Annotated in this window: 14 protein-coding genes, 1 tRNA gene and 1 pseudogene; 5 read left to right on the top strand and 11 right to left on the bottom strand. The window is 36.0% G+C overall.

Going from position 1 to position 13,196, the window contains the following annotated elements; all coding sequences use genetic code 11:
- Nucleotides 1-28 precede the first annotated feature (28 nt).
- The 6 genes from queF to NO346_RS10170 all read right to left on the bottom strand — a co-directional run bounded on the left by queF (nucleotide 29) and on the right by NO346_RS10170 (nucleotide 4,676).
- Nucleotides 29-844 (bottom strand): NADPH-dependent 7-cyano-7-deazaguanine reductase QueF, encoded by an 816-nt coding sequence (gene queF, locus NO346_RS10195; protein WP_256415097.1) that lies wholly within the window; start codon nucleotides 842-844, stop codon nucleotides 29-31.
- A complete protein-coding gene (locus tag NO346_RS10190) occupies nucleotides 841-1,614 on the bottom strand; it encodes an ABC transporter permease (RefSeq protein WP_249571185.1) in 774 nt (257 codons plus the stop codon). The genes queF and NO346_RS10190 overlap by 4 nt, the downstream gene beginning before the upstream one ends.
- Nucleotides 1,611-2,546, bottom strand: a complete 936-nt coding sequence (locus NO346_RS10185) for an ABC transporter ATP-binding protein (protein WP_005159668.1) — start codon at nucleotides 2,544-2,546, stop codon at nucleotides 1,611-1,613. The genes NO346_RS10190 and NO346_RS10185 overlap by 4 nt, the downstream gene beginning before the upstream one ends.
- A 528-nt stretch (nucleotides 2,547-3,074) precedes the next feature.
- Nucleotides 3,075-3,150 (bottom strand) — tRNA-Arg (locus NO346_RS10180).
- Between the two features lie 119 nt (nucleotides 3,151-3,269).
- Nucleotides 3,270-3,842, bottom strand: a complete 573-nt coding sequence (locus NO346_RS10175; RefSeq protein ID WP_256415096.1) for a hypothetical protein — start codon at nucleotides 3,840-3,842, stop codon at nucleotides 3,270-3,272.
- A gap of 141 nt (nucleotides 3,843-3,983) precedes the next feature.
- Nucleotides 3,984-4,676, bottom strand: a complete 693-nt coding sequence (locus tag NO346_RS10170) for a 3'-5' exonuclease (protein WP_005159674.1) — start codon at nucleotides 4,674-4,676, stop codon at nucleotides 3,984-3,986.
- A 264-nt stretch (nucleotides 4,677-4,940) separates the two neighbouring features.
- Here NO346_RS10170 and NO346_RS10165 point away from each other — a divergent pair, with 264 nt between their 5' ends.
- Nucleotides 4,941-6,179, top strand: a complete 1,239-nt coding sequence (locus NO346_RS10165; RefSeq protein ID WP_256415095.1) for an alpha/beta fold hydrolase — start codon at nucleotides 4,941-4,943, stop codon at nucleotides 6,177-6,179.
- 55 nt (nucleotides 6,180-6,234) lie between these two features.
- On the opposite strand, the gene NO346_RS10160 is transcribed toward NO346_RS10165, so the two are convergent.
- Nucleotides 6,235-7,077, bottom strand: coding sequence for a DUF695 domain-containing protein (locus tag NO346_RS10160; RefSeq protein WP_256415094.1), 843 nt, complete (start codon nucleotides 7,075-7,077; stop codon nucleotides 6,235-6,237).
- A 162-nt stretch (nucleotides 7,078-7,239) separates the two neighbouring features.
- On the opposite strand from NO346_RS10160, the gene glyA reads away from it, so the two are divergent.
- Complete coding sequence (gene glyA, locus NO346_RS10155; protein ID WP_256415093.1) at nucleotides 7,240-8,496, top strand: serine hydroxymethyltransferase; 1,257 nt, start codon at nucleotides 7,240-7,242, stop codon at nucleotides 8,494-8,496.
- Between the two features lie 393 nt (nucleotides 8,497-8,889).
- Here the strand turns inward: glyA and NO346_RS10150 are convergent, their stop codons facing one another.
- The 3 genes and pseudogenes from NO346_RS10150 to NO346_RS10140 form a co-directional block, all read right to left on the bottom strand.
- Nucleotides 8,890-9,144, bottom strand: a complete 255-nt coding sequence (locus NO346_RS10150; RefSeq protein WP_087535898.1) for a YfhL family 4Fe-4S dicluster ferredoxin — start codon at nucleotides 9,142-9,144, stop codon at nucleotides 8,890-8,892.
- A gap of 2 nt (nucleotides 9,145-9,146) precedes the next feature.
- Complete coding sequence (gene yegQ, locus NO346_RS10145; RefSeq protein ID WP_256415092.1) at nucleotides 9,147-10,511, bottom strand: tRNA 5-hydroxyuridine modification protein YegQ; 1,365 nt, start codon at nucleotides 10,509-10,511, stop codon at nucleotides 9,147-9,149.
- 197 nt (nucleotides 10,512-10,708) lie between these two features.
- A pseudogene (locus NO346_RS10140) lies at nucleotides 10,709-11,036 on the bottom strand (IS5/IS1182 family transposase); the annotation flags it as partial.
- 254 nt (nucleotides 11,037-11,290) lie between these two features.
- Here NO346_RS10140 and NO346_RS10135 point away from each other — a divergent pair.
- From NO346_RS10135 to NO346_RS10125, 3 genes are all read left to right on the top strand, one after another.
- A complete protein-coding gene (locus tag NO346_RS10135) occupies nucleotides 11,291-11,452 on the top strand; it encodes a hypothetical protein (protein ID WP_005159687.1) in 162 nt (53 codons plus the stop codon).
- A 157-nt stretch (nucleotides 11,453-11,609) separates the two neighbouring features.
- Nucleotides 11,610-12,044: a DUF333 domain-containing protein gene (locus NO346_RS10130; RefSeq protein WP_256415091.1), complete on the top strand. Its 435-nt coding sequence runs from the start codon at nucleotides 11,610-11,612 to the stop codon at nucleotides 12,042-12,044.
- A gap of 200 nt (nucleotides 12,045-12,244) precedes the next feature.
- Nucleotides 12,245-12,808 (top strand): FxsA family protein, encoded by a 564-nt coding sequence (locus NO346_RS10125; RefSeq protein ID WP_087535895.1) that lies wholly within the window; start codon nucleotides 12,245-12,247, stop codon nucleotides 12,806-12,808.
- A gap of 43 nt (nucleotides 12,809-12,851) precedes the next feature.
- Here the strand turns inward: NO346_RS10125 and NO346_RS10120 are convergent, their stop codons facing one another.
- A complete protein-coding gene (locus tag NO346_RS10120) occupies nucleotides 12,852-13,034 on the bottom strand; it encodes a hypothetical protein (RefSeq protein WP_256415090.1) in 183 nt (60 codons plus the stop codon).
- Nucleotides 13,035-13,196 lie beyond the last annotated feature (162 nt).

The following is a 13,196-nucleotide window of genomic DNA, read 5'->3' as shown; positions in this document are numbered from 1 at the left end:
CATTTCCTCTATATCAAATTTATTCGTTTTATTGTCTCGCCAAGCGAATTGGCTCGGGCATCCATGACAAGTCTGATACACGGCATGGGTTAATATCCAAGCCTCCACGGCGTGTATAGGTTGCATAGACCATCAACTTTTCAGGTTGAAGCAATTGCCAAATATCAGCAAATATTTGCTCGACACATTGCTCATGGAAACCATTGTGCTGACGGTACGAGATAATATAGGCTAATATGCTGCGATAACAAGGTTTTTTACCTTGAAAACGAATAAAAATCGTACCCCAATCTGGTTGTCCTGTGACTGGGCAATTACTTCTCAAAAGATGAGAGTAAAGTTCAATTTCAACACTTTCTTGGGTCGCAGGATCTAATCTTAATAGAGTTGAATCTGGATGCTCAGATAGGCGCTCAGGGATGAGATCATCAATACAAATCCCCTGCGGTTTAGAAATTTCTAAATCATCAACTTGGAATAATTGTAGTTCAACTTTTCCACCCGCCGCATTGGATAAGTCACGTTCAACCGTTTCGACAAAAGCTTGTTGAGACTCAAACTGCGTAAAGTTCATGCTATTGAAATAAAGTTTAAGTGACTTTGATTCAATTAAGTTGGGGGAGTTGGCGGGTAAGGTTAAACGACCAATCGCCACTTGTGGTAAACCAAGATGATTCAGCCATGAAATTTCAAATACATGCCACCAATCTTTACCTTGTGTAATTCCTTCAACATGCAAATACTGTTGACGAGACTCAGCACGAGCAATTGGAAATAAAACCTCTGGCTGATATTGAGTAGGGTATTGGGTGTCTTTACCCAATAAAGAATATTCAACACTCATTCACGCATTCCTGAACCACGAGCTAATAAATGATAAGCAACTGCATAGAGCGCAACACAGCATAGGGTAACGATACTTAGTGAGAACGTTACATTGACGTCACTGTGCCCTAAAATGCCAAAACGGAAAGCATTAACCATATATACAATTGGATTGACTAAAGATAAATTTTGCCAAAATGGGCTAAGCGCACTAATCGCATAAAAGACACCACCTAAATAGGTAAGTGGAGTCAATACAAAAGTCGGGATAATAGAGATATCATCAAATGACTTCGCATAAACCGCATTGATGAAACCACCAAGCGAGAATAATAGTGAAGTAATAATGACAGTATATATAGTCACGAATAGATTATAAATTTCTAAGTGAGTAAAGAATAAACTCATGATGGTCACAATCAAACCGACCAACACACCACGACATACGCCACCAATCACATAGCCCCAAAGAATCAGGTGTAAGGGCACAGGGCTCATGATCAGTTCTTCAATACTTTTTTGAAATTTGGCACTAAAGAAGCTTGAAGAAACGTTGGCGTAGCTATTCGTGATCACCGCCATCATAATTAAGCCTGGCACAATAAATTGCATATAGCTAAAGCCGCCCATTTCGCCAATACGAGAGCCAACTAAGTTGCCAAAAATCACAAAATATAGGCTCATTGTGATTGCTGGTGGTAATAAAGTTTGTGGCCATATCCGCATGAAACGGCGAATTTCTTTAACAACCAAAGTCCAAAGTGCTGTTTTTAATTGATTAAAGTTCACTGATTCGCTCCAGCAAGATTTTTCTCGACCATTTTCACGAATAATTCTTCCAAACGATTGGATTTATTGCGCATACTGCTGACTTGAATATTTTGTGATTGCAGGATCAGGAACAGATCATTCATGTTATGCGCCTTGTCCATAGTGACTTCTAATGTCATTGGATCAATTAAATTAAATTTGAAGCCGATGATATCCAGTTGCAAATTTTCAATAGGTTCAGCGAGGTCACAGATGAATGATTCTTCATTGAGTTGATTAAGAAAGCCTTTCATGGTGGTATCTTCTTTAATCACACCACGATCAATAATTGCGATGCGACGACACAGCATCTCAGCTTCTTCTAAATAATGTGTCGTTAAAATAATTGATGTACCTTTTTCATTCATTTCAGTGAGAAAATCCCACATTGAACGACGTAACTCAATGTCCACACCCGCAGTTGGTTCATCTAATATAAGCAACTTAGGTTCATGCATCATGGCACGTGCAATCATCAAACGACGCTTCATACCACCTGAAAGCATACGTGATTGAATATTACGTTTTTCCCATAAACCGAGTTTTTCTAAATAATATTCAGCACGTTGTTCAGCATGTTTTTTAGGAATGCCGTAATAACCTGCTTGTGTCACTAAAATATCGAAAGTTTTTTCGAATTGACCGAAGTTAAACTCTTGAGGAACAACACCAAGACATTGTTTCGCATGGGATGGATGGGTATCTAAGTTGTGCCCAAAGATTTCCACTGTACCCGATGTTTTTTTGGTTAAAGAGCTAATGATACTAATCGTTGTAGATTTACCCGCACCATTGGGACCTAATAATGCATAAAATTCACCTTCAGGTACGGTCAAATCAATACCTTTTAACGCCTGAAAACCATTACGATAAGTTTTGGACAAATCGCTCAACACCAAAGCATCAGTCATGAACGTCTCACGTTGTTAAATAGAATGACTATTTTGAGTGATATGAAAAAATAAACCAAGTAGAAAAATAGGTTTCTGGCGTTTTAGAAATAGAACGATTAATTCGATAATTTTGTAAAATGATCTACTTTTAAATTGTTAAATATTAAATTTTTTATTTATTATCAAACTCTTAGAGTTTTAATTATCGCATCAACTATAGGTACGATTATCAAAATAATCGTAAGCAATAGAGCGTAGCTTTTAAGACTTTTGTTGTTAGCTTAAGACTTAACGATAAATTGATTTTGAAAAGAAGAATTTTTATTAAAAAAGTAATTAAATAAATACAGCTAATTAATAATAGAGAAAAGCCAACGATTTGTTTTGGCATCTTTACGGTAACTTTTTTGAGTAATTTAAGGTTTACCGCAATCTTTACCGCATCAATTACGGTAATAGTTGGGAAAGCATGGGAAGTTATGATAATAAACTTAAATTAAGAGTTCTTATTGTGCAATGCTTTTGATATGAATTGAAAAACGAATTTGGTGCGCTCAGCGGGACTCGAACCCACGCCACAGGCTTCGGAGACCTGTACTCTATCCAGTTGAGCTATGAGCGCATACATGTGTGGCACATCATAGGCAAAAAATACATAGAGGTAAATATAAAGACATAAGCAATATGATCTATTGTTTATTAAAACAACGATTTTGAAGCTTAATTGCCAAAATATTTAAATCATGTTTGCAAATGCTGTACCGAATAATTAATCAACTTCAACGTTTGATTCAATTGTGTTGGAGGAATTCTTGATTCTTGTAGAAAAGTAATCCATTGCATTTGGCAAGCTTTTAATTGCTGTAGGTTTTTGATCATCTGTATTTTTTGTATTAATGGCCGCGCCATTAAACCACAATAAGTTGTTAAGGTTTGAATCATAACTTGTTGAATTTCAACAAAAGGAAGCTTTTCTAACGTAATAATTTCTGCTTCAAGATTTTCTGTTGGATTAGATATGTTTTTATTTTGATCTGGTTGAATATGTGGGATTGCTGTAGAAGTATTATTGTCTGCTGCTGTGACTTCTTCTTCAATATGTATGGATTCGGGTTGTTGATGTGCTAATAAGCCCATATCAATCAGTTGTTGAACTAATTCCGTAGGTGCTATTCTTTCTTTATATCCATGATCAAGTTCTTGAAAATCTTCATGATCAATCAAAAGCAATAAACGACGCTGCCGTGGAGTTAAAGCACTATCACGTTGTTGCAGGGCATTTTGCCCGAGTTCCGTTTTGAAAAAATTAGACATTTCTTAATCCCCACAAGCCCAAGATCTAGCATGAGGATTAAGATAAGGTTAAAAAATGACAATAATATTAACAATTTATTAAATATCATTGTCTTGATTGGAATGACTGGAAAATAATTTAAAAAAATTTTCTAAGAGGGCTTATCTAACTAATTTTGTTTCCAATGCCTTACGTAAATAGAGATCAAGATCGTCTTGGCGTAAAAGCCATTGGATATAATCCGCTGGAAGATCTTGAATCGCAGTACCTTTGTGTTTACCAAAAGTAATATTCTTCGGAATACGAGCTTCTTCTGAAGCTATATAAAGCTGTTCAATATTTTCAATGTTTAATTGATGAATGATATGCATCAAAATATTAGCTGTTAAAATAATGTCAGCATCAGCTCTATGAGCACCTTTGAGCATTTCTCTAGCTTTATCACTCCCCTTGGAGATCAGATAAATTAAGGCTGAAATATTATGTGCTTCCGCATTTTCCCAAACACGACGTGCAAGTGCTAAAGTGCAAATTGGTTTAATTTTTGATGTATCTACGCCGCACTTTGCAATAGCTGTAATATCGTAATCAACGTTATGACCGATAATATATTGGGTTTGTTCAGGCAGTTGAAACTCACTGTAAAAAGGTTGATCAGCTAGGTCTGATTCTAATATGTGATGCACCGCCATCGCGGCATAAGAGATAGGTTGACCAACTTGATACAGCTGATCAAAAATCTTTTTCTTATCTAAGCTCAGCTTTCCATGCTCAATTTCAATTGGCGCGTAAGCAATTTCTATAGGCAAACCATTTAATGTATGTGTTTCCGTATCTAAAATAATGGCTTGCATAAAGTTGAACCTAATTGGGTAGGATAGTCTCTCAGACTTTTTATCTTACAAGAAATTTAGGATGAGCTGTGCTTAATCATGCTTAGATTGATTGGATTTTAAATAAATTAGTAGTGTATTGCGCAAATAAAAAACAAATATAAAAGGATATAAAAAATACTTGAAACAATTTTGTAATAGGCGTAATTGTTATGGACGTAGTTGCCTTAGAAAAATAACATCTAAGGAAAAAATCAAAAAAGAAGATAGTTAAGGAAAAACTAAATGAAAATTAAACTATTAACGGTTGCAATGCTGAGCACGACTTTGTTTTTGACAGCTTGTGGTGGCGACGATAATGAATCGACAGTTTTTGTACCTAAACCTGAGATTCCTGAAAATAATATCAAAGACCCTGTTGTTGGCATGCCAACAGTATATACAAAAAGTGATTTTAGTCTTGTAGCGTCAGAAAGCTCTGTTATGACTTATAAAATGTTAGGTCAAAATGGTCAAGAAACGACGGCAACAAGTTTAGTTTTTGTTCCGAAAGGGACGATGCCAGCGGATGGTTGGAAAATTGTCGCTTGGGCGCATGGAACAACCGGTGTGGCTGATATATGCGCGCCGAGTCTTAATGTGACTAATGAATATGTTTATGCAATGATTAGTAAATTTTTGGCAGCAGGTTACATTGTCGTTGCACCTGATTATGAAGGGCTTGGTGAACCGAGTGGGCATGAACTTCATCCATTTTTAAATGTAAAAAGTGAGGCATATTCTATTACAGATGCTGTAGTAGCAGCCAGATCATATTTATCTAGTCAAGGAAAAATGACATCACGTCAATGGATGACGGTCGGGCATTCACAAGGTGGGCAAGCCGCATTAGGAGCAGCTCAATATGCGAGCCGCGCAAAATTAGACTATAAAGGAACGATTGCTGTAGCACCCGCATCTAATCTTGGTGCAATTTTAACAAATGGAGAGCTATCTGTAAAAGATGCGCCTGTAAACTTTCAAATTCCAGTTTATGCACAACTTGATACTTTTACTGCATTGATTACTGCAGGTCTAAGAAATAATAATTTAACATTCAGTTATTCAAATGTATTTAAATCACCAACTGACTTAATTGCGAGTAAAGCTGAGTCAAACTGCTCAGGTGCGTTAGGCAATGAGTTTGTTAGCGGGATGCAAAATTATTTAAAAACAAATGTTGATTTGAAAAATTACCCACGTACCCAAACAAACTTTATGGCTTTACCTTTGGTGAAAGAGTTTTTAGAAAAAGATTCTCAACCTGCACAAGTCAAGCTTAATCAACCTGTTGTTATTTATCAGGGAGCAAAAGATACAACTGTACCAAAAGAAGCAACGGATGCTTTAGTATTTGATGCAGCTAATAAGGGATCTACTATTCGATATGTAACAAATCCTGAATGGGATCATGGAACGGCATATGTGCTTAATATTGAAAATATTGTGAATGATGTCAAATCAGTAATGCCTGCTAGTAATTAAGAATTTAAGTTTTATAAAAGCCCAATTCTGTGTGTTGAGGATTGGGCTTTTCTGTCTATTTTTTAATGACCACGGTTTCCCAACCGTCATATTCACCATTTAACTGATTCGCTAATTGCGAAAGCTGTAATGTACAGTGATCTATTGATTGCTGATCAACAAATTCAGTTTTAGAAATTTGTAATTGGTATGGAAAACCATCATATTCCTCTATTTTGTTTCTTTGATTTATTTGAAAATCCCACGATAATATTATTTCCACAAATTTATGCAAATCCACTTCATTTTTAAAATATATCCAATGATCTATAGCTCGAGCAACTTTAAGATTATCTCCATGATTTTGAAGATTTTCAATTACAGATCGATTCGAAATGGTTTGCATAATTTCTTTACTTGGATACATATAATTGAAATATGTTGACCAATTTGAATCAAGTTTCTGACCAAACCTATAACGATATTCTGGATAAAACTGCATTACCTCATTAATGATATGTTCTGGATTTGTTCCATCTTCACAATAAAAATATAAATCTCTTAAATGATTATGTGTTAAACGACCAACATACAAGATAGCAAGTTCGCTTGTAAGAGCAGGAATAATTTGATCTTCTATTTGAGCGAGATGTTCAAATTCTTCACTTGAAGATAATCCATCCTCTCTTGAGCAGTTCATCTTTATTTCAACCCAAAGTAGGGTTGATCTATTGGTTATAGGGGCAATTTTAGCCAGAGCTAGATTTAGAAAGTAACTTGCAGGAACTTCATCTATTTGGCACATATAAAAGTTCCAGTCTTCTGGAACTTCAAGAGCTAAATCAGGTGAATCATTTTTTTGTAAATCTTCTTGAAAAGTATTGTTTTTTTTATGCCAAAATTTTAAGAAAGAAAACATATTTAGCTCTTGTGAATTTTTATCGATAGCTTAACAGCTAAATTCAGTCAAATTCACGAATAATTAAATAAATATCAAGCTCTGTAACAGTAAACTTCATGCTATAATTCGCACCAATCTTTAGCACGGCTTAAAAGCCCTAATTTATAGGACCCTCCGCTAATGTTTGCCAATATCTCTATTGCTGAATTTGATCCAGAATTAGCTCAAGCGATTGCTTCGGAAGGCGACCGCCAAGAAGCTCACATCGAGTTAATTGCTTCTGAAAACTATTGCTCTAAAGCTGTAATGGAAGCTCAAGGCTCGAAACTTACTAACAAATATGCAGAAGGCTATCCAGGCAAACGCTATTATGGCGGTTGTGAATATGTTGACGTTATTGAGCAACTTGCAATTGACCGTGCGAAAGAGTTGTTTGGAGCAGATTATGCAAACGTACAACCACATGCAGGCTCACAAGCAAACTCAGCAGTTTACTTAGCGCTTCTTAATCCTGGTGATACAGTATTAGGTATGAGCTTGGCTCACGGTGGTCACTTGACTCACGGTGCTAAAGTTAGCTTCTCTGGTAAAACTTATAATGCGATCCAGTACGGTTTAAACCCTGAAACAGGTGAAATCGATTATGAAGAAGTTGAGCGTTTAGCTTTAGAACATAAGCCACGTATGATCGTAGCTGGTTTCTCTGCTTATAGCCGTGTTGTAGATTGGCAACGTTTCCGTGATATCGCGGATAAAGTTGGTGCTTACCTTTTTGTTGATATGGCGCATGTTGCTGGTTTAGTTGCTGCTGGTGTTTATCCAAATCCAGTTCAAATTGCTGATGTAACGACAACGACTACACATAAAACACTTCGTGGTCCACGTTCTGGTTTAATTCTTGCGAAAGCAAACGAAGAAATCGAGAAGAAACTTCAATCAGCTGTATTCCCAGGCAACCAAGGTGGCCCTTTAATGCACGCAATTGCTGCTAAAGCAATCTGTTTTAAAGAAGCTATGGCACCTGAATATAAAACTTACCAACAGCAAGTTGTTAAGAATGCTCAAGCAATGGCTGAAGTATTCATTGCTCGTGGTTATGATGTTGTATCTGGTGGTACTGATAACCATTTATTCTTATTATCTTTAATTAAACAAGAAGATGTAACGGGTAAAGATGCTGATGCATGGTTAGGCGCTGCTCATATCACAGTAAATAAAAATGCTGTTCCAAATGACCCACGTTCTCCATTCGTGACTTCTGGTATTCGTATTGGTACGCCAGCTGTAACCACTCGTGGTTTTGGTGAAGATGAAGTTCGTGACCTTGCAGATTGGATCGCTGACATTATCGACAGTAAAGGTAATGAACAAGTGATTGCTGATGTGAAAGCGAAAGTTGAAGCAGTGTGCGCTAAATTCCCAGTTTATGCTGCGTAATTTGTTTCGCTAAATAAAATTCTAAACACACCTCAAACTTTGGTTTGGGGTGTTTTTTTATGGTGATGATTTATTGGAGCTAGCTAAAAGAATTCAATTTTTCGGTTGAATCTTTTTGTATTGATGTTACTTGAATAATTCAGCATGTGTTCCAGTACGAGTAAAGACGATTTGTGTATCTTGAGGGCGAATTCAAACATGAGGTGCGACAGTTTCAAAAGCCTTATGATAATCAACAAGCCGAGCAAATTTCTCTAATTGTTAAAAACGTAATACTAAAAAGCAAGTTTGGTGCCAGTGTTTTGCCTAAGTCCGTAAATATTGCTTTCTTTTTAGAGATGATAATCGATGATTGATATGTGATTGAGTGATTCACTTATATTGTGTAAGCCTCTAATTACCTAATAAATTTAAGCTATTAAATTTAATTTGCAGTTGATCCTTGCTCTCTATGTGTAAAGGATCAGGTTTAATACAATCAATAGGGCAAACTGCAATACATGTGGGTGATTCGTAGAAGCCGACACATTCAGTGCAACGTTGCGGCTCAATTTCGTAGATTTTTGCACCTTCATAAATCGCTTGATTCGGGCATTCTGGCAAGCACATATCACAGTTGATACATGCTGTGGTAATGAATAGCGCCATATTTAATCTGCCGAATATGCAAGTGCATCAGTTTTTAACTGCGTTTTGGCGTGTGGAAGATGACGGATTAATAAGGCATAAGCAATATCGATATCTGCTGAAAGTGGGATTTCCACAATATGTCCAGAACCTTTTGCATTGTCGATTGGATGACCTTTTAAATCACGCATTTCAGTCAAAGTGAAGACAAGATTACCTTTGGGAGTCATGAGCTCAAGAGTGTCGCCAACTAAAAACCGATTTTTAACTTCGACTCGAACATAATCTCCGTTGCGTTCAATTACCTCACCACAAAATTGTTGATAGTCGAAATGTGATGAACCATCCCCATAATTTTGGTAATCGCTATGCACATGGCGACGTAAAAATCCTTCTGTATAACCACGATTTGCCAAACCTTCAAGTTGATCCATTAGACTTGAGTCAAATGGTTGACCTGATAGCGCATCATCAATTGCTTTACGATAAATTTGAGCTGTTCGAGCACAGTAAAAATAGGATTTTGTTCGTCCTTCAATTTTAAGTGAAGCAATTCCCATATGAGTCAAACGATCAACATGTTGAATGGCACGTAAGTCTTTCGAGTTCATGAAATAAGTACCATGTTCATCTTCTTCAGCTGCAAACATTTCTTCATCATTACGTTGTACTAAAACACTTTGAACTAGATCATCTTGAACTTTATTGGAACAGCATTGTTTGGATGGTTCTATCTGCTGAACAGGAATCACGTCACCATTGGTATCTTCTTGTGCTTCGTGAATTTTATATTCCCAACGACAAGCATTGGTACATGCGCCTTGATTTGCATCTCGTTTATTCATATAACCTGAGAGTAAACATCGTCCTGAATAGGCCATGCATAGCGCGCCATGTACAAAAACCTCAAGTTCAATTTCTGGTACATTTTTCTGTATTTCTTCAATTTCTTCCAATGCGAGTTCACGAGAAAGAATGACTCGGCTTAAACCATAGTCTTTCCAGAATTTTACAGTTGCCCAATTAATCGCATTGGCTTGTACCGAAAGGTGGATAGGCATGTCAGGGAAATGTTCACGAACCATCATAATTAAGCCTGGATCCGACATAATTAATGCATCAGGTTGCATCGCAATAATTGGCTCGATGTCACGAATAAAATTTTTAAGTTTGCTGTTATGTGGCTGAATATTGGCAACAACATAGAATTTTTTGCCTAATGCATGTGCTTCATCAATTCCGATTTTTAAATTTTCATGATTAAACTCATTATTACGAACACGGAGACTGTAACGTGGTTGTCCTGCATAAACTGCATCTGCTCCATAAGCAAAAGCATAACGCATATTTTTAAGTGAACCAGCAGGAGAGAGTAATTCAGTAATCATGATGCAAAAGGCATATAAAAAATAAGGAATTATTTTAAAAATATAATTACTAAGATTCAACCAAGCATTTTGCTCGGAATTATAGCTGTTTTTCTCTCATATAAAAAAATAACTCTAGAATTACTGCAACTTTATAATTTATATTGGCTTTGTTGCACAAAGGTTTGAAAGATAATGCTACCCTAATTGAGCTAAATTTAAGTGATAACTTGGATATGGGTTTTATTTAATTGTTTGAATTTATTAAAAAATTTATAAATGTGCATGAATCTAATTCATCTGACTAGGAAAACTCCTTGCCGTGAATTTATCACCTAATAATTTGATGCAATGCATTTTGGTTTCCACTAAACTTCGATGATGATAACCAGACCATTTTTTCCAAAGTGACTTAGCTACCCGTTTGAATGTTTTTTAATAATTCATTCCTCTCTCTAAATATCTTAATTTCTTATCTTTCCAAAGCTTTGCATGCTTCCTAGTAGTAATGACTGCATGTGCATCTCGATCTAAAAAGATTTGTCGGCTCGGAATATCAATATGCTTTTGTCGTCTACAGAGGGTGGAGTAATCTGGTGCTGTCCAATTCAAACATTAGTTGTACGGTAGGTTTTAGTCACAGGCTTCTTCAACTAGAAATTATATTGCTGAAGAAGCCTTCAAGAATAGCTTTGTGCAACAAAGCCTTCTAACATCAATAAAAATGACGATTAAGATTGAATTTTAAACTATATCTAAATATTCACTCTATGCTAGGCTTAAGAAAAAAGGATAAGCCTATGGATGCCATTGAAATAAAAGATTTCTCAGCTCTGACTGGGTATACAAATGCCATTTTAGCAATCGATGAGTGGCTTGAACACAAACCTTATTTCTATGTGATTAAGGATCAGTATTTGATTGATGAGGCTATTCGTGTTGAATATATCATTATTCAATAATTTTGAATTTAGAGGAGCTTATAAATGACAAAAAACCGATTGTTTATAGACTTATCTATTATGTATTGTTGATCTGAAATTGGGGTTTTTGTTTCAAGTAATAGACATAATATTTTGATTTATTTGTTATCTTTAAATTTTTGCAAGATTTCAAATTATGAAGAAAATTCTATTTTTAGCTTTAGCACTTACTACATTAACAGCGTGTTCTTTAACACCCAGCAAGGATGTTACTCCACCTAAAATTGGTATGGCAAATCCTGCAAGCCAATACTGCGTTGAACAAGGAGGTCAGCTTGAGATTCTCAATGAGGCAAATGGTCAGGCTGGATATTGTAAATTGCCTAATGGGCAAGTGATTGAGGAATGGGCATTTTTCCGTGCAAATCAAAGTAAATGTGTTGCTGATGAAGCACAAAAACTTGTAGGGCAGTCTGGTTTAACCGAACAGCAAATTAAGCAAAAAACCAAGTCCGGAATTGTGCGCAGTGTAGGACCAAATCAGCCCGTAACGATGGATTACCGTGAAAATCGAGTGACGGTAATGATTGATCCGCAATCTAAAAAAATTCTTAGTGCAAATTGTGGTTAATTGGTGAAATAAGTTCTTGCTTTCAAGTTGGTATCTACCAATTTGAAAGCTTTTCTCATCTAAATGAAAGATAGACCTTGATAAATCTACTTTTGTACCCATCAATTATAATATTGCAGTAATATTTTCCGTTTTGGCTTTGACCAAAAGTATAATCACTGTATTTATTTTCTAATTTTTGAGATAGACGAAACTTTGACATGAATCTACTTCTTATCGTAGTGTTTGGCGCAATTGCTGAGATATTAGTATGGATCGGCGTGGGCGACCTTGTTGGGAGTATGTGGTACGTATTCTTTTGGTTTGTTATAACTTTTTTCGTGGGTTTGAATCTCGTTCGTTCTAGTACATCTAATATTATGCCGCAATTGCAACAAATGCAGATGACAGGTCAACTTGGAGCTGATCCTGCTGTTACTAAAAAATTAGCAATTGCAATGTCGGGTTTCTTGTTAATGATTCCTGGTTTAATTTCTGATGTATTGGCTGTATTGGTTTTAATTCCTGCAGTTCAAACAGCGTTTAGAAATATGTTGATGAAAGCAATGGCAAAGCGTCAACAGGCGATGATGGATCAAATGATGGGTGGAATGGGTGGTAATGCTGCTGGTCAGAATCCATTTGCTGATCTCATGCGTCAAATGCAGGACATGCAGAATCAACAACAAGGTGGTGGTCAATATCGTGACTCAACCATTATTGATGGCGAAGCGAGAGAAGTTCAACCTGATCAAAAGAAAATTGAATTCAAAGATGTTAATTAGTCGTTGATACGCTTAAAAAGCACATCCTAGTTGATGTGCTTTTTTATGCTTTATTTTTTACACTTTGCTCTTGTTTAGATTCTGTTTTGTCTGGTGTTTGTTGTTCTTTGCTCTGAGGTTGATAGTGGGTAGGAGGGAGATTTGTTATTTCATTTTCAGATTGTTTATATGAACGACTTCGATTAGCTCGTTCACGAAATCCACCTTTATTGATCAATTGAGCCATATTGATGTCATCTATGATTCGAAAGATATATTTTAACAAATTATGTGAAAGATCAAAATAATACTGAGCGTTAGTTGAATCTAGCTTTGTATATCTTCTTTACAATGTATCGAAGAGAATTGTTAATTTGAATGAATTGCCTTTAAAACTAGATTGAATTCT

The organism is Acinetobacter sp. 5862 (assembly GCF_024494585.1).
GTDB lineage: Bacteria > Pseudomonadota > Gammaproteobacteria > Pseudomonadales > Moraxellaceae > Acinetobacter.
Note: the sequence above shows the minus strand (reverse complement) of the source record. Positions and strands in the feature narration are given on the sequence as shown.